Origin of the sequence: Cecembia lonarensis LW9 (assembly GCF_000298295.1) — a bacterium.
In the GTDB taxonomy this organism is placed as follows: Bacteria; Bacteroidota; Bacteroidia; order Cytophagales; family Cyclobacteriaceae; genus Cecembia; species Cecembia lonarensis.
On sequence record NZ_AMGM01000011.1, the window covers coordinates 55,584 to 75,247 of the forward strand.

Sequence of the window (19,664 nt, forward strand, 5' to 3'; positions counted from 1 at the left end):
ATCAATTTACAATAACCTAATAAACAATAGCATTATGAGCGATAGGATACATACCCTTAGTGGGTACTTCTACGAATACCAGAAATCAGTAGCCGAACCTGAAAATTTCTGGGCACGTATTGCAGATTCCTTTCATTGGAAAAAAAGATGGGACAAGGTTCTCAAATGGGATTTTAAAGGCCCCAATGTGCAATGGTTTGTCAATGGCAAGCTAAACATTACAGAGAATATTTTCGAAAAAAATCTTTTTGCTTACGGAGATAGAGTGGCCCTAATCTGGGAGCCCAATGATCCCAATGAAGAAAGTAAAAAAATCACCTATAAAGAGCTATACCATCAGGTTTGCCAATTTTCCAATGCCTTAAAATCAAAAGGCATTGTCAAAGGAGACCGGGTCATCATCTACATGCCCATGATTCCAGAGGCTGCAGTAGCCATGTTGGCCTGTGCCAGAATAGGAGCCATTCACTCTGTGGTATTTGCGGGCTTCAGCTCTACAGCACTTGCTGACAGAATCAATGACTGCGAAGCCAAGGCCATACTGACATCCGATGGGAACTTCCGAGGTAACAAAAAAATCGCTGTCAAAGCAGTGGTTGACGAGGCCCTTGAGAAATCTTCTGTAGAAACAGTTATTGTATGCCAAAGAACAGGTCAGGATATAGAAATGAAATCAGGCAGGGATTATTGGTGGCATGAAGTACTGGAAGGCCAAGAAGATCATAACGTCGCTGAGGAAATGGACAGCGAAGACCCCTTATTTATCCTTTATACCTCTGGATCTACAGGTCAGCCCAAAGGTGTGGTTCATACCACTGCCGGTTATATGGTCTACACCAAATATAGCTTTGAAAATGTGTTCCAGTATGCCCCAGGAGATGTTTATTGGTGTACTGCTGATATTGGCTGGATCACCGGTCACTCTTACATTGTCTATGGCCCATTGCTGGCCGGGGCAACCACAGTGATGTTTGAGGGTGTGCCAACTTATCCTGATGCAGGTAGGTTCTGGCAAGTAGTGGAAAAACATCAGGTCAACCAATTCTACACTGCCCCTACGGCTATCAGAGCCTTACAGGCTTATGGCACTGAGCCCATAGAAAAGTATAACCTGGATTCTCTCAAGGTATTGGGCTCCGTAGGAGAGCCGATTAATGAAGAAGCCTGGAGATGGTATTACACGCACATTGGCCAATCCAGGTGCCCTATCGTGGATACCTGGTGGCAAACTGAGACTGGAGGCATTTTAGTTTCCCCTATAGCGGGCATTACCCCCACTAAACCCGCTTTTGCTACCTTACCGCTTCCTGGCATACAGTTGTGCATTGTGGATCCTGAAGGGAATGAGTTGACCGGCAACTCTGTAGAAGGAAACCTTTGTGTCAGATTCCCTTGGCCTTCCATGATCAGGACCACATGGGGAGACCATGAAAGGTGTAAGCAAACCTACTTCTCCACTTACAAGGGGATGTACTTTACAGGAGATGGGGTGAAGCGTGACCATGACGGTTATTACAGAATTCTAGGCCGTGTGGATGATGTGATCAACGTCTCCGGACACCGCATGGGCACCGCAGAAGTAGAAAATGCGATCAACGAACACCCATTGGTGATAGAATCTGCAGTGGTGGGATACCCACATGACATCAAAGGCCAGGGCATCTATGCTTATGTGATTTGCGACATGACCCATAGAACCGAAGAAAACCTGGTCAATGAAATCAAGGATACCGTATCCAAAATCATTGGCCCGATAGCGAAGCCGGATAAAATCCAAATTGTGCAGGGACTTCCAAAAACCAGGTCCGGGAAAATCATGAGGAGAATCCTAAGGAAAGTAGCAGAAGGCGTCACCGATAATATGGGAGATACCTCCACGCTGTTAGATCCTGAAGTGGTCAATCAGATCATTGAGGGTCGAAAATAAAATCAGAATCATGGAATCCAAACCAGGAGGGGAAATCCCCCACCTGGTCTCCTTCTATTTAAAATGCATCTATTATGGCCAACGTGATTGTCAATAGGGTCAAGGAATTCCTCAAACGTTTCCCCCCATTTAGTTTCCTGAATGATGATGCACTGACTTTGGTAGCAGAACAGGTAGAAGTCCGTTTTATTGCCAAGGATGAATTTTTATTTTTGCAAGGTGATCCAGCCCAAAAGTTCTTTTTTGTCTTGAAAGAAGGCACTGTCCATTTGACAGAAAAAGAAAAAGAAGAGGTTCAGGTGATGGAAGTTTGTGATGAAGGAGATGTTTTTGGAGTCTTGGCATTATTGGGCAGGCGGCCTTACATTCTCAATGCACAGGCCAAAGAAGACAGCCTTATCTATGCCATCCCTGTTGCCGCTTTTGAAAAAATCCTCCAAGAAAACAGTCGCGTCGCCTTGTATTTTGCAGCTGGGTTTGCCTCAGGGCAGGTAGTGGTACGGACAGACCTTTCCCAATCTCAAAAAGCAAGAACCACCTTTAAAGAAGTCTCCAAAGATGCTGGACTTTTGATTTTTACAGGGCAATCCGACCTGAATTACTCTTCACAGGTGCTTACCTGCGCCCAAGGGACAAGCATTCAAGAGGCGGTAGTAGCTATGGCCGAAAAAGGGGTAGGATCCATCGTCATCACCAACCTCAAACAACACCCGATAGGTATTTTGACCGATAAAGACCTGAGAAATCGGTTAATCGCCAAAAACAAAAATTACGATACCCCCATCGATGAGCTGATGACTTCACCGGTCATCACCAAAAAGAAAGATGCTGCTTTTTCAGATCTTTATCTTACCATGATCAAAAACAGGTTACATCACTTGATTTTCACAGAAGATGGCAGCCCGGATAGTCCAGTGACCGGTATTCTTTCTGACCATGATATCCTGCTTTCTCAAGGCAATAGCCCTGCAGTTCTGATCAATGCCCTACTTAATACCTGGGACCTGTCAGAAATGGCAAAAATAAGGGAAAGGGCTGAGCACCTTTTAAGGTATTACCTTGAAAATGAAGTCTCCATGGATTTTGTAGCCAATATCATCTCCGAAATCAATGATACCATCATCAGAAGGGCTGTCCAAATGGCCTGTAAAAAACATGAGGCAGCCCATCCTGAAGCATCAAAAGTAAAATTCTGCTTCATGTCCCTGGGAAGTGAAGGCAGAGAAGAGCAATTGCTGAGAACTGACCTAGACAACGCCATTGTCTTTGAAGATGTACCCAAAGAAAAACTGGAATCCACCCAGGCCTATATGCTACTGATAGCATCAGATGTTATAGAAACCCTTTTGGCCTGTGGCTTTGAAGCTTGTCCCGCAGAAATCATGGCCAATAATCCTAAATGGTGTCAACCGCTCTCTTCTTGGAAGGAACTGTTTTCAGATTGGATTCATAGCCCCAACCAAGAAGCCCTAATGAATGCCACCATCTTTTTTGATTTCAGACCCATCATAGGCCATAAGGTATTGGCAGAAGAGCTTTCGGAGCATATCTACAATGAGATTGCAGGAAAATCTATTTTCCTAAACTTTCTGGCCAAGAATGCCCTTTTAAACCCTCCACCCCTAGGATTTTTCAGAAATTTCATTGTGGAGAAATCTGGAGAACAAAAGGACAAATTTGACATCAAACTGAGGGCCATGATGCCTTTGGCTGATATCGCGCGACTGTTAATTCTCAGTCATCGTCTGATAGGTATCAATAATACATTCAAACGTTTTGAAAAGCTGGCTGACATTGAACCCAACTACAGGGAATTAATGCTTGAAGCTGGCAAAGCCTATGAAATCCTCATGAGGATGCGGGCGACAGAAGGACTTCAGGAAGGCAATTCCGGCAGGTATATTCAGCCGGAGAAATTGGGCAAACTTCAAAGGCAGCTCCTGAAGAATGCATTTGCGCCCATAGATGAGTTACAAAAAATCATTCGAGTCAGGTTTCAGTTGGATTATTTCGGCAGTTGATATGGGTTTATTTGACTTTTTAAGGCCTAAGCAAATCCCTAAAGCGGCTTTTATAGCCGATTATGAGGCTCTTTTTGAAAAAAAAATCGCAGCAGTAAGACCTATTTCCCAATTGACATTTATCATATTAGATACGGAGACCACCGGTTTAGACCCAAAAAAGGATTATATCATTTCTTTTGGAGCGATTAAATTACAGCAATTCACCATTCCCATTTCCTCCTCAAAGGAATGGTACCTCAAAGTGCCTATTGCGAATGCTGAAGCCATTCAGGTACATGAAATCATACATACTCTTTCCCCCATGCGCTTGGAAGACTTTGCCCAACAGTTTTTGAAATATGTAGGTACTGACATTTTAGTGGGGCACCATGTGGGATTTGATTTGGCCATGCTGGAAAAGGCCCTGAGACCCTTTGGACTTAAAAAACTCCTTAACCCGGTACTTGACACCCAATATTTGGCCATGCGATTGGAAAAAGGCCCCCATTTTGACAGCAGCATGGGAAAACCGGGAGAATTTGCACTTGACAGCCTCTGTAAAAGATACGGCATTGAACTGGATGACAGGCACACGGCCGCAGGTGATGCCTTCCTTACCGCCCAATTGCTCATGAAACTCTTAAAACTGGCAGAAAAAAAAGGCATTAATGATTATGGTACCTTGATGCGTTAATTAGGGATTACATTTATTCTTGCCCCCCCTTAATAGAAACTTTGGATTTCCAACCAAAAACAAGCACTACAAAAAAGCACACGAAAGGCACCCAGAATGACGTTTCTATACTTCGGGTAAAATCTGACACCAAGCCTTGAATAGAAGTCAGTACCGCCCCGCCAAGAATGGCCATCACCAATCCTGAGCCCCCTAACTTGGTGTCTTTTCCAAGACCCTTAATGGACAAGCCGTAAATGGTTGGGAACATCAGGGACATGCAAGCGGAAATTAGAATCAAACTGATCACTCCTGGCATTCCTCCGGTGTAAATTACCGATAAGCATAACAGCATGGCCAAAGCAGCAAAGAAAACCAATAACTTACTGGGAACTAAATACCCCATCAAATAGGTGTTGACAAACCTGGTCACCATAAATAGAACAATGGCATACAGGTAATAAGTGGCCGCATCCGCTTCATTGATGCCCAATTCCTGCATCACATATCGGATCGTGAAAGACCAGACACCAATCTGAGCACCTACATAAAAAAACTGGGCAATTACTCCCGTTCTGTAGTTTGGATTGGCCAGTAAACGAAGAAAGCCTGTTTTAAGCTCCAGCTCTTTACCCGTATCCCTGCCATCCGGCATTTTTAAAAAGTAAATGACTAACCAAATGGCCAGCATCACAAATGCAATCCCCACATATGGCCCCATCACCGCTGATAATTCAGCCTTCTGAATCTCAAAAAGCGCATTGCTGTCCATTACAGCCCTTTCCTCCGCTGAAGCCTGATTGAGATGAGAAAGTATGAAAAACTTACTCAACAAGACCCCTGTAATGGAACCAATGGGGTTGAATGACTGGGCCAGATTAAGTCTTCTTACCGCTGAATTCAGAGGCCCTAATTCGAAAATGTATGGATTGGCCGTCGTTTCCAGCACCGATAAGCCCCCAGCAAAAACGAACAAGGCAAACAAAAAATGGCCATACACCATGCTGATGCTTGCCGGATAAAACAATAAGGCCCCCATAACAGCCAGCCCTAACCCGATCAGAATACCGGATTTATAAGAATACTTCTTGATCAAAATGGCCGAAGGTATGGCCAGACAAAAATAAGAGCCATAAAAAGCGATCTGTATCCAAGAAGTCTGAAAATCAGACATGCTCATGATTTTCTTAAAGGCTGCCAGAAGCGTATCCGTCATGTTATTAGCCAACCCCCATAAGAAAAACAGGGAGGTAATCAGAACAAATGCCAATTGGGGAGAAGGGACTCTTTTTTTCACGTTGGGTCATGGGTTAAAGACCAATAAATTAGCCCAAAATTTTTGATCTGTCAAAGTGCTTGTCAGATAAGTATTTTGCTTGCAAAAACAGGGAAATTAATCCGCAAAATTGTATCATATTGTTTACCTTTAAAAAAGTAGTCTTTAACAATGACAGAAGCATCAAATAAAACCAAAGGTATTGGCAGGTATTTGCTACCGCTTTTACTAATTGGCATTTGTTTTCACAATACCACATTTGCCCAGGAAGAAAAGGCCATCGAGGCCATGGAAAAAGCGGAATCTAGCGGTTTTTCGGGAGTTTTGCTCTTGGCAAAAGACGGAGAAATCATTTTTGAAAAGGCGGTAGGATACCGCTCCTTTGAAAAGGAAATCCCTCTAATGTCTACAGATGTCTTTGAAATGGCCTCTGTGTCCAAACAGTTTACAGCCATGATGATCATGATGTGTGCTGAAAGAGGCCTGCTGAGTTATAGTGACCTGATGGAAGAATATTTAGAGACGCCCTATTCCGGTATTACTATACGCCAACTGCTTACCCACACCAATGGACTTCCAGATTATCAAGAGGTGATGGACAAGCATTGGGATAAGAGTAAAGTGGCTGACAATGCAGCCATATTGGAATACCTCAGGATTTACCAACCACCCATGCTGGCCATACCTGGAGAGAAATATGAATACAGCAATACAGGCTATGTTTTTTTGGCCAGCATAGTGGAACAGGTAACGGGAAGGGACTTTATAGAATTGTCAAGAGAATGGATTTTTGAACCTTTGGGCATGACCGATACCGATATTCGTACCTTGGAAGAAAAAGCTGCTGTTGAAAATTTTGCTGCAGGACATTTATTGGATGAGGAGGGAAAATATATCAACGCCAACCGATTCCATGCCTCAGATTATACCGTCTGGTTGGGGAACAGAAAGGGGCCGGGAAGAATAAGCAGTACAGCTCATGATTTATTGCGCTGGGATCAGGCACTTTACACCGGCAAATTGGTAAACAGCAACACTTTGACCCAAGCTTTCATGCCCATGGTTTTGAATGATGGCAGTAAGTACAATTATGGATTCGGTTGGGATTTGGATTTAAATTCTCCATTTGGGCGTATCGTCTCCCACACTGGCGATAATCCGGGCTATCGAACCATCATCATCCGATTGATCGATCAGAACAAAACCTTGATCATGCTCAACAACAATGCCCATGAAAGCAAGGATGAATTGATCAATGAGGCCTTGGAAGCTTTAGGCAAATGGTGATTAACCCTTTGCTAAAATGCCCCCATCAATATTGAATGCAGCTCCTGTAATCCAAGAGGATTCCTCCGAGGCTAAAAATAAACAAAGCTTGGCGATGTCTTCCGGTTGTCCCAACCGCTGTAGCAGGGTGTTCTTTCCCGCATTTTCCACAGCCTTTGCAGGATCTGGGAAAGCTGCTGCAGAGGCATGGATCAAGGGAGTGTCCACAGGACCGGGACAAATGCTATTGATCCGGATGCTAGGCGCATATTCCACAGCTGCCTGCTTGGCCAAAGCCAATAATGCCGCTTTTGAGGCACAGTAAGCCGGATGGTTAGGAAAAGATTTATAGGCTGCGATGGAAACATTGATCACGACAGCAGCAGAGGGCCTTTTCAGCAACTCGGGAAGCGCAAACTTTAGCAGATAAAAGACAGCATCTACATTCACAGCAAATGTCTCCCGCCATAGCGATGGCTCCAAATCAGTAATGGCACCAAGCCCAAGCATCCCTGCATGACAGACTAACCCATCCAGTTTGCCAAAATGCTGAAAAGCCGCTTCAACTAAGGCTTGGTTGTGGGTTAATTCTGCCACATCCCCAGCTAAAAAAATGGCTTTGCCTCCCATAGTTTCAATTTCGGAAACCAATTCAATACCCCTTTCTACATTTCTACCGCTAAGTACCAATTCCGCTCCTTCTTTGGAAAATAGTAAGGCAGTGGCTTTTCCCATTCCACTGCTTGCACCGGTGATGATAAAGGTCTTTCCTTGTAGTTTATTTTGTTTTTCCATAAGAAGTTAAACCGAGAGATTGGCCAGATTGTAGTTGTAATATTTGTCTTTTTTAGAGCTATTCAAAATATACTCACTTTTAAAAAAGAAAAAAAGCGCATTAAATTCTGAAAATCATTAGATTTAAGCTTGAAGGATTTTTGGTTTCCAACCTATTAACCCAGCATACCAATGAAACCTACCAATACACAAAACCCAGAATATTACCACAAAGTGGTGGATTGCCAATACGCTTGTCCTGCCCACACACCCGTCCCGGAATACATTCGCCTGATAGCCGCTGAAAAATATACAGAGGCCTATATGGTCAATTGGGAGTCCAATGTCTTTCCCGGGGTTTTGGGAAGAACTTGTGACCGCCCATGCGAACCTGCCTGCCGGAGGGTGAGGGTAGAGGAAGAACCTGTGGCCATTTGTAGGCTCAAGCGGGTTGCGGCAGATAACAAGGGCGATGTTAAAAAACTGATGCCCCAAGGGCCTTTCACGCCCAATGGCAAAAAAATTGCCCTGATCGGAGGAGGACCTGCCTCATTAACCGTTGCTAGGGATCTTGCCCCTTTGGGTTACGAAATTCATCTTTTTGACGAGCAGATTGCCGGAGGGGGCATGATGAGGAGCCAAATTCCTTCTTTCAGACTCCCCGAAGAAGTACTTAATGAAGAAGTAAATTATATTCTGGACATGGGCATACACACCCAATTCCTCACTTATGTGAAAAGCCTGAGAGAGGTATTGTCCCAAAAATATGATGCTGTTTTTGTAGGTACGGGTGCCCCTAGAGGCCGGGACCTACCCAAATTACCAGGAAGAAAGGAAGGGGATAAATTCATCCATATTGGCATAGAGTGGCTGGCCAATGTAGCTTTTGAACATACCAAATCCATTGGAGAGAAAGTGCTTGTGCTCGGAGGAGGAAATACGGCCATGGACTGTTGCAGGACCTCCCGAAGATTAGGTGGAAAAGATGTCAAAGTAGTTGTGCGGAGCCCCTTTGAAGAAATGAAAGCTTCTCCCTGGGAAAAAGAGGACGCCCTCCACGAAGACATAGAGATTTTGGACAACCATGTGCCCTTGAGCTTTGAAGTCAAAGATGAAAAACTGATCGGCATGAAATTCCAAAAAGTCAAGGCCGTCTATGATGATAACGGAAAAAGGCAGTTATTACCCACCGATGAACCAGAAGTTTTTCTAGAAGCTGATGAGGTGCTGATTGCCATAGGGCAGGAAAACAGCTTCCCTTGGATTGAAAGGGACCTAGGCCTGGAATTTGACCAATGGGGGATGCCTGTGGTAGATGCAGTGACTTACCAATCTACCCTACCTGCTGTATTTTTTGGAGGAGATGCTGCTTTTGGTCCAAAAAATGTCATCACCGCGGTGGCCCAAGGACATCAGGCTGCAGTTTCCATCCACCTGTTTTGTGAAGGAAAAAACCTAAGAGAAAGACCCTCGCCTTACACCAACTTGGTCAGCCAAAAAATGGGAATCCATGAATGGAGTTACGACTCGGGCATTTCCATAGACCAGCGTTATGTAGTCCCCCAAGCTGAAAAAACAATTACACTAAAAGATAGAAAAAAGGAAGTAGAATTGGGTTTTGACGTCCCTATTGCTTTTAAAGAAACGCAGCGCTGTCTGAACTGTGATGTTCAGACTGTTTTTACTGCGGACAGATGCATAGAATGTGATGCCTGCATGGACGTGTGCCCAACTTCCTGTATCACTTTTACTGCCAATGCAGAAGAACCTGAATTGAGACAAAAACTTCTGGTTCCTGCAGAAAATCTGACTCAGGACCTTTTGGTGTCCAATCAACTGAAAACAGGAAGGGTTATGGTCAAGGATGAGGATGTTTGTTTACACTGTGGACTTTGTGCCGAACGATGCCCCACTTCTGCCTGGGACATGCAGAAATTCCTTTATTCGGTAACCAAAGCTTATCAAATGCCAGCACCCCTACCCCAGATACAAAAATGAAGAAAGCAATCAATGATTTTATAGTCCGATTTGCCAATGTCAATGGCACCGGGTCTGCCAGTGCAAACTTCCTGTTTGCCAAAACCATTTTCAGGATGGGCATTCCTGTGACACCCAAAAACATTTTTCCTTCCAATATTCAGGGCCTGCCGACCTGGTATGAAGTGCGGGTTAGTGAAAAAGGTTACTTGGGTAGAAGGGAAGGCATTGACCTGATGGTCTGTGTCAATCCCCAAAGCATGGCTCAGGATGTTAAAAATGTGAAATCTGGTGGGTATTTCATGTATGACAGCACCAAGAAGTTGCCCGCTGAATACCTTAGGGATGATATCCATTACCTTGGCGTCCCCATGATGGAGATGTCCAATGAGGCATTCTCTGATCCAAGGAAGCGTCAACTGCTAAAAAACATTATTTATGTGGGAGCCTTGGCCAAATTGCTCAACATGGAAGTTGAAGCTATCAAGGTATTGATTGGTGAGCAATTTGAAGGAAAGGCCCAGTTGATCGATGCCAATATGAAAGCACTACAGTTGGGGTTGGATTATGCAGCAAAACATTTTGATTTCCCATTACCCTTTCATTTGGAAAAGAGAGATCTCATTGTAGATAAAATCCTGGTGGATGGCAATACCGCTTGTGGCTTGGGAGCTGTATATGGCGGGGCAACGGTCATGGCCTGGTACCCCATCACCCCTTCTACCTCCGTAGCCGAAGCTTTTGAGCATTATTGTAAAATGTTCAGAATAGATCCTGATACAGGGGAACATAAATATGCCATCATTCAGGCCGAAGATGAACTGGCCGCTATGGGGATGGTTATTGGGGCAAGTTGGAATGGGGCCAGGGCATTTACTGCCACTAGCGGACCAGGAGTTTCTCTAATGAATGAATTTTTGGGATTGGCCTATTTTGCAGAAGTTCCTGCTGTCTTGGTGGATGTACAGCGGGCAGGCCCAAGCACCGGTATGCCCACACGGACCCAGCAACCTGACTTACTATTGGCAGCTTATGCCTCCCACGGAGACACCAAGCACGTGCTTTTACTCCCCGCCTCACCAAAAGAGTGTTTTGACTATACGGCTCTAAGCCTAGACCTGGCAGAAAGACTTCAAACCCCCATCATGGTCATGACAGACCTTGATCTGGGCATGAATGACCATATTTCTGAACCTTTTCATTGGGAGGATGGCAGGCAATATGACCGTGGAAAAGTGTTGTCAGCAGAAGAGTTGGAACATGTAGGGAAATTTGGCAGATACCTGGATGTGGATGGCGATGGCATTCCTTACCGCACTTATCCAGGCACGCATCCCACCAAAGGTGCTTTTTTCACCAGAGGCACCTCCAAGGATGAGTATGCAGCCTACACAGAAGATGGAGCTGCATACAAAAGAAATATGGACAGGCTCTTAAAAAAATGGGATACCGCCAAAAGCTTGGTCCCAAAAGCACAATTGTATCAAGAAAAAACCAATCAGAAATAGGCATGCTGTTTTTTGGTACTTCACAGTTTTCTGCAGAAGAAGCAAAAGATCTTCTCGCTGAGGAAGGCTTACATTTGGATGCCATCCGTATCAAAGCTTTCCCTTTTGGAAGAGAGGTGGAAGAATTTATCAGTTCCCATAACTTAGTTTTCGTCATCGAACAAAACCGGGATGCACAAATGCGGAAAATGATCATCATGGAATTGGACACTGCTCCTTCCAAGTTGGCACCAGTTCTGAACTATGACGGGATGCCGATCACGGCAGACAAGATCAAAAATGAAATTACCCAGTATTTATCCTTAGAAAAAAAGCAAGTCCATGAGTTATCTAAAACCACTGTTTAAGCATCCCCGATTGCCCAAAAACAAACTGGGGTATACTCTAAAAGAATATGAAGGTTCTCTGTCCACCCTTTGTGCAGGTTGTGGCCATGACAGTATCAGTGCAGCTATCGTACAGGCTTGTTATGAAATGGCGGTTGAACCCCATAAAGTAGCTAAAATTTCAGGTATTGGGTGTTCATCCAAAACACCTACCTACTTTCTGGGCAATTCCCATGGATTCAATTCGGTACATGGCAGAATGCCTTCTGTTGCTACAGGTGCCAGCATGGCCAACAAGGATATGCAATATTTTGGGGTATCCGGAGATGGGGATTCCGCTTCCATTGGCATGGGACAGTTTGTTCATGTGATAAGAAGAAATTTGAACATGGTGTACATTGTGATGAACAATGGTTGCTATGGCCTGACCAAGGGGCAGGATTCCGCTACAGCAGATCAGGGATCCAAAAGTAAAGCCGGCTCCATCAATCCCTTTCAAGCCATAGACTTGGCAAGCATGGCCATAGAACTGGGGGCATCCTTTGTGGCGCAGAGCTTCAGCGGGGACAAGCAGCAATTGGTACCCTTGATCAAGGCTGCCATGCAACATAAAGGTTTTGCTTTCCTCAATGTCATTTCACCCTGTGTCACCTTCAACAACAACCCTGGATCCACCAAGTCTTATGATTATGTCAGGGAGCATATAGAGGCCACCTCCACCTTGGATTTCGTCCCTGAAATGCCCGAAATAAAGGCCTCCTATGAAAGCGGAAAATCATCCAGAATTGCTTTACATGATGGTTCCTTGATCCAATTGAATAAATTGGCCACTGATTGGGATCCCGAAAATAGAATTTCTGCTGTAAATGCCTTGCAACAGGCACGGGCAAAGCAAGAAATTCTAACAGGACTCTTGTATGTGAATTCGGAATGGAAAGACCTTCACGGGGTATTGAACACCTATCATAAACCATTGAACCGGCTTGATGAATCTGATCTTTGTCCTGGTGAAGAAAACCTGCTTTCCATTAATGCCGGTTACAGGTAAATCCTCAATATCGGCTTAATTAGTCCTTTCAGGCTTACCCAAGAGATAGAGTTTATTTCCTCCTTTCCCTTTGATTTTACCCATTTCCCATTGGTAATGATCATCAGATAAACCATCTGTCAGCTTTACCATGTCTTCCAAAGTATAAGTCCTCACATTGGATACAGCACCATCCCAAGCAATGAAAAGTGGGACTATTGGAACCAAGTAAGTAAAGACTAATTGCTTCCAGGTCAATGGTCGAACAAAGGGAGTAACAAACAAGGATATTAGAAAAGCAACGGGAATAGCCAACCACCATAAAAAAGTTGGAGCGGAATTGTCAGAAATTTCAAAAACCAAAATCGGCTGCTGACTGGATTGGGCTTGATGAAGTACTTTTCTCGCCATCTCCGGTCTCATGTGGTGCATGCCACTCACCAAGGTGCGCAGCCCCTTTGTTTTGGGATTAAGTCGAGTTACATCTTGAGGTTTATTTTGGTAGGATAAACCTTTGATCTCTTCTTCCTGAAGGTATGCTATGGCTTTCTGGTTTGGATAGAGATCTGTCAATTTCATTTGCAAATTTGAAAAGCGGCCTTCCCTCTTGAGACTTTTAAAAACTTCAATCATGGGTCCTCCACTACCTGAACAAAGGTCAATGATTTGATCCGTATCGCTATACAAAAGCCCTTTTTTCACCAAAGGTAGAAGAAGCTTGTCGGTTTGCAGTATTTTATGAAAAGACTGAATGTAATTGGTCATGAGTGCTCTTATCCAATTGGGAAACCAAGGGAAATCTTCAAATTCAAAAAGATGGAGTCTTTTCATGCTTATGCGGTAGGTGCTATTCAGCCCCTTCAACTCAATGGAATTAAGATACAAAAAACCATTTGATATAAATAGGAATAAGCTTATCAAAAATCTCTTCCCTAATTGGTTGATTTTAGATAAATTTTGACTCTAAAACCTTTTATCAATATGAAGCGATCTCTCTCCTTATTCCTTTTATCTTTTTTTATCCAATTCACTTTTGCCCAATCCATTGCTGATTTTCTTTCAGTCCCGTTTCCCAGCGCGATGACAGTCTCATCAGATGGACAAAAACTGGCCTGGGTATTTAATGCGCAAGGAGAACGGAATATCTATTTGGCAACTTCACCAAATTACCAGGCAGAAAAACTCACCGATTATCAAGGGGATAATGGGGTAGACCTGGGAGAGCTGGTTTTTTCCCCAGATGGTAAACAACTGGCATTTGTCAGGGGGAATTCCAAAAACAGGCAGGGAGAGCCTGCCAATCCAGCCCTGCTCCAGGAAAATACAGAACAAAGGATATTTCTCATGGATTTGGAGAACAAAGCCATGAAGGCGATTGGAGCTGGAAATTCTCCATTGTTTCATCCCAATGGAAAAAGCCTGGTCTATCTAAGGTCCGGAAAAGTATACCATAAGGACCTATTATCCAATAATGACAGTGAAAGCCCACTTTTTGTAAACAGGGGCTCTATTTCACAATTGAGCTGGTCACCGGATGGGAAATGGCTGGCCTTTAAAAGTGCCCGGACCGACCATGCCTTTATAGGCCTGTATCATGTCGAAGATAAAATAATCAGCTATCCCGAGACTTCCTTAGATCATGATGAATATCCGAGCTGGTCGCCAGACGGCAAGTTTTTGGCTTACCTTAGGGTGCCAAATATCAACAACCGCATCCTTTTCACCCCGATCAAAGAAAGTAATCCATGGAGCATCCGGGTATTGGACCTGGCTATAATGGAGGCCAAAGAGGTTTTCAAATCCAAAGAAGGTATAGGCAGTGTGATGGTCCGTGACCTACCCGCCCAAAATGAACGCCTCTGGTGGACGAATTCAGGGGAATTGGTATTCCCTTGGGAAAATAACGGCTGGATGCAATTGTATATGGTCAATATATCCACTGGAGATTGGCAAAGGCTGAGTACTGGATCAGGATTTGTAGAACGGGTGCAGACAACTTTTGATCCGGATGAACTGCTCCTCACTTCCAATAATTTCAAAATCAACGGAAGACAAGTAGTGCGATTAGACCTTAAAAAGAAGACCGTGGAACTGCTTTCTAATTTGGATGAGAACCATTGGTCTCCATTCAAAACCAAAGACGGTCTGGCCTATATTTCTTCCAATTACCAAAGACCTGCCTGGCCCATGCTGAAAACCTCCGATAAGGAAATCAGCTTGGCAGGAGAACTGTTCCCAAACCAATTCCCCAAAGGACTGGTCAAGCCGGAAATTTTGGAAATTAAAGCCAAGGATGGTTTCGTAAGCCATGCCTTCCTATACAAGCCTCAAAATTATGAAGCCGGTAAAAAATACCCTGCTGTCATTTTCCTCCATGGAGGGAGTAGAAGGCAGATGCTGGATGGTTTTAATTATAGCTCCTATTACAGCAATGCTGATGCCATGCAGCAGTTTTTTGCTTCCCAAGGGTTTATTGCCTTGACGCTCAATTACAGAAGCGGTATTGGTTATGGCATCCATTTCAGAGAGGCTGAAAATTACGGTGCGTCGGGAGCATCAGAAGTTGGAGATGTCATGGCGGCTGCCGATTATCTGGCTTCACGACCTGATGTAGCCGAAACACAAATTATCCCTTGGGGCGGAAGTTATGGAGGATACCTTACGGCCCATGCCTTGGCTCAAGCGCCCGGTAAGTTTTTAACTGGAGTCGATATTCATGGGGTCCATAACTGGAATCCTGTCATTACCAATTTTAACCCTTGGTATCAGCCGGAGAAATTCCCTGAAGCCGCCGAGTTAGCCTTCCGTTCCTCCCCCTTGTATCATGTTTCCAACTGGAAAGAGCCTGTCCTATTGATTACAGGAGATGATGACCGAAATGTCCCAGTGAGTGAAAGTGTGGAATTGATTGAAATCCTGAGAAAACAAGGGGTGGAAGTAGAACAGCTGGTATTCCCGGATGAGGTGCACTCCTTTCTTCTGCACCAAAACTGGGTCAAGGCTTACGAAGCCAGTTTTGATTTTATTCAAAGGCAATTAAAACAAAAACATTGACCTAAGGTGGGTTTTACACCATTGGTAAGCAGCGTTTCAGCAAGCTTTAGCATTTTGTGTTAAATTTAAATAGCGGTCTTTATCCTTAATAAAACCATAAGCGTATGAAAAAAAGATACTTTCTATTGTCCCTTTTGCTTTGTTGCAGTGTGCTTGCATTTGCGCAGAAAAGTCCAAAAGGCACAGCCGACATTGAACTGAGTTATTATTTGCCAGAGGGCTACACCTATGATGAAAATATCCCAAAGCCTAAAGATATTTTGGGATTTGAAGTCGGTGAATGGAATGTAGATTATGAACAGTTAATCCGGTATTTTGAAAAATTAGCAGCCACTTCTCCAAGGGTGAACTTTGAGGTTTTCGGTTTTTCCTACGAAAAACGTCCTCAGGTTTTACTCACCATTACCCATCCGGATAACCTTCAAAAAATCGATCAAATTAGAGCTGATAGGCAAAAATTAAAGGATGGCAATGCCAGCCTCAATTATGAAGAAATGCCTTTGGTATTGCAGGCCGGATATTCTGTTCATGGCAATGAAGCCAGTGGCATCAATTCCTCCCTGCTTACGGCTTACCATTATACCGCAGCCAAAGAGATAGAAAATGACCTGAAAAACATCGTCATCCTAATAGATCCCTCCTTGAATCCAGATGGATACAGCCGATATTCTACATGGGTCAATTCCCATCGTTCCTACAACTTAAACGGAGATCCCAATACCCGGGAAATATCTGAAGCCTGGCCAGGAGGAAGAGGAAACCATTATTGGTTTGACCTCAACCGTGACTGGTTATTGGTTCAACATCCAGAATCCCAAAACCGGGTAAGGAAATTCCAGGAATGGTTACCCAATATTTACCTGGATTACCATGAAATGGGAACCAATTCCACCTTCTTTTTCCCTCCGGGAATTCCAACTAGAGATCACCCTCTGATTCCCAAAAAAACGGTTGAACTCACTGAAAAGATTGCTCAGTACCATGCCAAAGCCATGGAGGAAATCGGGTCTTTGTACTATGCCAAGGAGAGCTTTGATGAATATTATTTTGGATATGGCTCCACCTACCCGGATATTCAGGGTTCTATCGGTATCCTCTTCGAACAGGCATCCTCACGTGGGCATTTACAGGAAAGTAATTATGGTCCCTTGACTTTTGCCTTCACTATCCGCAACCAATTTAGAATGAGCATCAGCTCATTTGATGCCGCAAAGGACATGCGGGCAGACATCAACAAATCCATGCATGATTTCTACAAAACAGCCATTCAGCAAGCCAATGCCGATACGGATAAAGCATTTATTTTTGGTTCACAAACTGATGCTGCAAGAAGTTATCACCTGGCAGAAATGATCCGCCAACATGCGATTGATGTATTTTCACTGAACGAAGATATCATTGTGAATGGCGTTCCTTTTTCAAAAGGACAGTCCTACATTGTTCCATTGAACCAACCGCAATACAGATTGATCAGGGCCTTCTTTGAAACCCGCAATGAGTTCCAGGACAGCTTGTTTTATGACGTTTCTGCTTGGACCATGCCTATGGCCTTTAATTTAGATCACATGGCGCTTAGCAGTAGGATTCTGAATCTGGCCAATGTTTCTCCTTTGGAGGAAAGTTTTTCTATGCATGAAGGCACTTTAAAAGGAGAAAAGGCCGCTTACGCTTATGCTTTTGGATGGGAAGGATACTACGCACCAAAAGCAGCTTATCAGTTGATGGAGAAAGGATACTTGGTTAGAGTGGCCCATGAGAGCATCTCCCTTGCCGATAAAACCGAATTGAAAAGGGGAAGTATTTTAGTTTCCCTTCCAAGAGATAAAAAAGAACTTACGGCTGAGGGGCTGGATAAGGATCTCGAAAAAATTGCCAAGGAAACAGGGCTAACCATTCATGCCATTTCTTCTGGATATACCGGGGGCATCAACCTTGGTTCTCCTCAGATTGATGTACTGAAAAAACCGGAAATAGCCCTGTTGGTAAGTACAGGCGTGGTAAGTTTGGAAGCTGGGGAAATTTGGCACCTGATGGATCAAAGGATGGATGTACCGATTACTTTGTTGCCTACAGAAAGGTTCGCAACTGCTGATTTGAGCAGGTACAATGTGATCGCCATGCCTAATGGCCCCTACAATACTTTCGGAAAGACAGAAGCTGAAAAACTCAAAGCTTGGACTGCGGCTGGCGGAACTTTGATTGCCAGAGGTAATGCATTGAACTGGTTAAACAAGCAAGAACTGGTGAGTTTGGCATTTAAGGAAGAAAAGGAGGATGAGGCACAAGACAGACAACCTTATGCAGATTTTACCAAAAATACCGGGGCAAGGATGACCAGCGGAACCATCTTCCACGCCCTTCTCGATACTAGCCATCCCATAGGTTATGGCTTTGAAAAGTCTGAAATCTTTACTTTCCGAAACAATAACCTGTTTTTGGAAAAAGCGAAAAATGCCTATGCCAATCCTTTGATTTACACAGATAAGCCATTGGCGAGTGGCTATGTTCACCCGGAAAATCTGGAAAAAATCAAGAATACAGCAGTCATTCAAGTGAAAAGATTGGGAAGTGGCCGAGTGATCGCCTTGGTGGATAATCCGAATTTTAGAGCGACCTGGTTTGGCACCAACAAACTATTCCTCAATGCAGTATTTTTTGGTCAGACCATCAAGCCTGGGACAGCAGATTAATTTGCAGAATCCCTCCAAGGATTCAAAATCCTTGGAGGGATTATTCGTCGCATATTTTGCATTGAATAGGAGGTTTATTCGTCGCTAAACCGCTCATTTATGCTTGCAATCAAAAGCATATGTACGCGCTTCGTAATTTACCTTTTGGCTTGATCACTTCAGAAATTACTTGGTAAATAATACTTGGTACAAATTTTCAACTTTTCCGAACCCCCTTTCGACCTCCGCCTTTCATACCCTTACTCCAAAGTCTTCTGGTAATCCCGTCTGTACACCAAAGGACTGACTCCCATTCTCTCTTTAAATTGCTTATTGAAATTAGAAAGGGTATTGAAACCACTCTCATAACAAACCTGGCTGATATTGATGTCCTGTTCATGAAGCAACTTGCAGGCATGGCTGATTCTGACATCGGAAAGAAATTCTGAAAAGGTCTTGTTCATTCTGGACTTGAAATACCTACTGAAAGCACTTTCAGTCATGTTGGCCAGATTGGCCACCTCCTGTAACTGGATTTTTTTCTGGAAATTTTCCGTGACATGTTCATACACCTTTCTCATCCGGTCTTTTTCAGATTCTTTATTGTTATTGGTGTATTCCGCTTGCGTGATGGTCTGACAGTCTGAGGAGTTGGCAATGGTTTTTAAAATTTCCAGCAATAATAAATAGCTTTCAAAACCACTTTTCCCTACGAGTTCCTTCAACTTAGACCTCAATTTCAAATTGGTAGCCCCTGATATTTCCAAGCCCCTTAATGAGCGTTGAAAAAGGTTTTTGATCAGTTCTAACTCTTCCTTTTCTTTTAGTGCTGCTCCCAGCAAATCCGCACCAAAATAAACCACAATCCCATGGGTCTTTAACTGGCTATCCTTTTCAAAATATGCAGCATCATTTTTCCAGAGATGAGGCAAATTGGGCCCTGTAAAAACCATATCAAACTCCCGAAAAGGCTTCATCTGATCCCCAATAAACCTTGTTCCCCTACCCTCCAACACTAAAAACAATTGATATTCCTGGTGAAAATGCCAATGGTTATCAAAATAAGGAGCAATCAGTTCCCTAGCTACAAATGCTTTATTGGAAGGAATTCTTGATTTCTGAAGCGCCTGTTTCATAACTTCCTTAATAATGCTAAAATTTTGTTCCGAATTCAAATAAATAAT

At 43.7% G+C, this 19,664-nt stretch carries 14 protein-coding genes; 10 read left to right on the plus strand and 4 right to left on the minus strand.

What is annotated here, in order from left to right:
• The first annotated feature begins 34 nt into the window (after window positions 1-34).
• The 3 genes from acs to B879_RS05550 all read left to right on the plus strand — a co-directional run bounded on the left by acs (window position 35) and on the right by B879_RS05550 (window position 4,624).
• Window positions 35-1,927 (plus strand): acetate--CoA ligase, encoded by a 1,893-nt coding sequence (gene acs / locus B879_RS05540; RefSeq protein ID WP_009184170.1) that lies wholly within the window; start codon window positions 35-37, stop codon window positions 1,925-1,927.
• A 74-nt stretch (window positions 1,928-2,001) separates the two neighbouring features.
• On the plus strand, window positions 2,002-3,948 hold the full coding sequence (locus B879_RS05545; protein ID WP_009184171.1) for a DUF294 nucleotidyltransferase-like domain-containing protein: 1,947 nt from the start codon (window positions 2,002-2,004) through the stop codon (window positions 3,946-3,948).
• Entirely contained in the window at window positions 3,893-4,624 is a 732-nt protein-coding gene (locus B879_RS05550) for a 3'-5' exonuclease (protein ID WP_009184172.1), read from the plus strand. Before B879_RS05545 ends, B879_RS05550 begins: the two co-directional genes overlap by 56 nt.
• Before the next feature lie 13 nt (window positions 4,625-4,637).
• Here B879_RS05550 and fucP read toward each other — a convergent pair whose 3' ends face one another.
• The gene (fucP, locus tag B879_RS05555; RefSeq protein WP_157231539.1) at window positions 4,638-5,900 is read right to left on the minus strand and encodes an L-fucose:H+ symporter permease; all 1,263 of its coding nucleotides are present in this window, start codon (window positions 5,898-5,900) and stop codon (window positions 4,638-4,640) included.
• Between the two features lie 150 nt (window positions 5,901-6,050).
• Here fucP and B879_RS05560 point away from each other — a divergent pair, with 150 nt between their 5' ends.
• Window positions 6,051-7,166 carry a serine hydrolase domain-containing protein gene (locus B879_RS05560; RefSeq protein ID WP_009184174.1) on the plus strand — a complete coding sequence of 372 codons (1,116 nt, stop codon included), beginning with the start codon at window positions 6,051-6,053 and terminating at the stop codon, window positions 7,164-7,166.
• Here B879_RS05560 and B879_RS05565 read toward each other — a convergent pair whose 3' ends face one another.
• A complete protein-coding gene (locus tag B879_RS05565; RefSeq protein ID WP_009184175.1) occupies window positions 7,167-7,940 on the minus strand; it encodes an SDR family NAD(P)-dependent oxidoreductase in 774 nt (257 codons plus the stop codon).
• A gap of 171 nt (window positions 7,941-8,111) precedes the next feature.
• Here B879_RS05565 and B879_RS05570 point away from each other — a divergent pair, with 171 nt between their 5' ends.
• Genes B879_RS05570 through B879_RS05580 form a run of 4 tightly spaced genes read left to right on the plus strand, consistent with a single transcriptional unit; the run spans window position 8,112 to window position 12,778 of the window.
• Window positions 8,112-9,917, plus strand: a complete 1,806-nt coding sequence (locus B879_RS05570) for an FAD-dependent oxidoreductase (protein WP_009184176.1) — start codon at window positions 8,112-8,114, stop codon at window positions 9,915-9,917.
• Window positions 9,914-11,404: a 2-oxoacid:acceptor oxidoreductase subunit alpha gene (locus B879_RS05575; RefSeq protein WP_009184177.1), complete on the plus strand. Its 1,491-nt coding sequence runs from the start codon at window positions 9,914-9,916 to the stop codon at window positions 11,402-11,404. The genes B879_RS05570 and B879_RS05575 overlap by 4 nt, the downstream gene beginning before the upstream one ends.
• Window positions 11,405-11,406: 2 nt before the next feature.
• Window positions 11,407-11,751: a hypothetical protein gene (locus B879_RS23505; RefSeq protein WP_009184178.1), complete on the plus strand. Its 345-nt coding sequence runs from the start codon at window positions 11,407-11,409 to the stop codon at window positions 11,749-11,751.
• On the plus strand, window positions 11,726-12,778 hold the full coding sequence (locus B879_RS05580) for a 2-oxoacid:ferredoxin oxidoreductase subunit beta (RefSeq protein WP_009184179.1): 1,053 nt from the start codon (window positions 11,726-11,728) through the stop codon (window positions 12,776-12,778). Before B879_RS23505 ends, B879_RS05580 begins: the two co-directional genes overlap by 26 nt.
• A gap of 15 nt (window positions 12,779-12,793) precedes the next feature.
• Here the strand turns inward: B879_RS05580 and B879_RS05585 are convergent, their stop codons facing one another.
• Window positions 12,794-13,588 carry a DUF2798 domain-containing protein gene (locus B879_RS05585; RefSeq protein WP_040400301.1) on the minus strand — a complete coding sequence of 265 codons (795 nt, stop codon included), beginning with the start codon at window positions 13,586-13,588 and terminating at the stop codon, window positions 12,794-12,796.
• 150 nt (window positions 13,589-13,738) lie between these two features.
• On the opposite strand from B879_RS05585, the gene B879_RS05590 reads away from it, so the two are divergent.
• Both B879_RS05590 and B879_RS05595 read left to right on the plus strand, forming a co-directional pair.
• Window positions 13,739-15,811, plus strand: a complete 2,073-nt coding sequence (locus B879_RS05590; RefSeq protein ID WP_009184181.1) for a prolyl oligopeptidase family serine peptidase — start codon at window positions 13,739-13,741, stop codon at window positions 15,809-15,811.
• A 104-nt stretch (window positions 15,812-15,915) separates the two neighbouring features.
• Window positions 15,916-18,501, plus strand: a complete 2,586-nt coding sequence (locus B879_RS05595) for a M14 family metallopeptidase (protein ID WP_009184182.1) — start codon at window positions 15,916-15,918, stop codon at window positions 18,499-18,501.
• A gap of 239 nt (window positions 18,502-18,740) precedes the next feature.
• Here B879_RS05595 and B879_RS05600 read toward each other — a convergent pair whose 3' ends face one another.
• Window positions 18,741-19,616: an AraC family transcriptional regulator gene (locus B879_RS05600; RefSeq protein WP_009184183.1), complete on the minus strand. Its 876-nt coding sequence runs from the start codon at window positions 19,614-19,616 to the stop codon at window positions 18,741-18,743.
• Window positions 19,617-19,664: the final 48 nt, after the last annotated feature.

Excerpts from the sequence above, each read along its gene's own strand:
- B879_RS05550 (WP_009184172.1), top strand. The coding sequence starts at position 3,893 with ATGAGTTACAAAAAATCATTCGAGTCAGGTTTCAGTTGGATTATTTCG.
- B879_RS05590 (WP_009184181.1), top strand. The coding sequence starts at position 13,739 with ATGAAGCGATCTCTCTCCTTATTCCTTTTATCTTTTTTTATCCAATTC.
- B879_RS05600 (WP_009184183.1), bottom strand. The coding sequence starts at position 19,616 with ATGAAACAGGCGCTTCAGAAATCAAGAATTCCTTCCAATAAAGCATTT.
- B879_RS05560 (WP_009184174.1), top strand. The coding sequence starts at position 6,051 with ATGACAGAAGCATCAAATAAAACCAAAGGTATTGGCAGGTATTTGCTA.
- B879_RS05580 (WP_009184179.1), top strand. The coding sequence starts at position 11,726 with ATGAGTTATCTAAAACCACTGTTTAAGCATCCCCGATTGCCCAAAAAC.
- B879_RS05570 (WP_009184176.1), top strand. The coding sequence starts at position 8,112 with ATGAAACCTACCAATACACAAAACCCAGAATATTACCACAAAGTGGTG.
- B879_RS05565 (WP_009184175.1), bottom strand. The coding sequence starts at position 7,940 with ATGGAAAAACAAAATAAACTACAAGGAAAGACCTTTATCATCACCGGT.
- B879_RS05545 (WP_009184171.1), top strand. The coding sequence starts at position 2,002 with ATGGCCAACGTGATTGTCAATAGGGTCAAGGAATTCCTCAAACGTTTC.
- B879_RS23505 (WP_009184178.1), top strand. The coding sequence starts at position 11,407 with ATGCTGTTTTTTGGTACTTCACAGTTTTCTGCAGAAGAAGCAAAAGAT.
- acs (WP_009184170.1), top strand. The coding sequence starts at position 35 with ATGAGCGATAGGATACATACCCTTAGTGGGTACTTCTACGAATACCAG.
- B879_RS05575 (WP_009184177.1), top strand. The coding sequence starts at position 9,914 with ATGAAGAAAGCAATCAATGATTTTATAGTCCGATTTGCCAATGTCAAT.
- B879_RS05585 (WP_040400301.1), bottom strand. The coding sequence starts at position 13,588 with ATGAAAAGACTCCATCTTTTTGAATTTGAAGATTTCCCTTGGTTTCCC.
- B879_RS05595 (WP_009184182.1), top strand. The coding sequence starts at position 15,916 with ATGAAAAAAAGATACTTTCTATTGTCCCTTTTGCTTTGTTGCAGTGTG.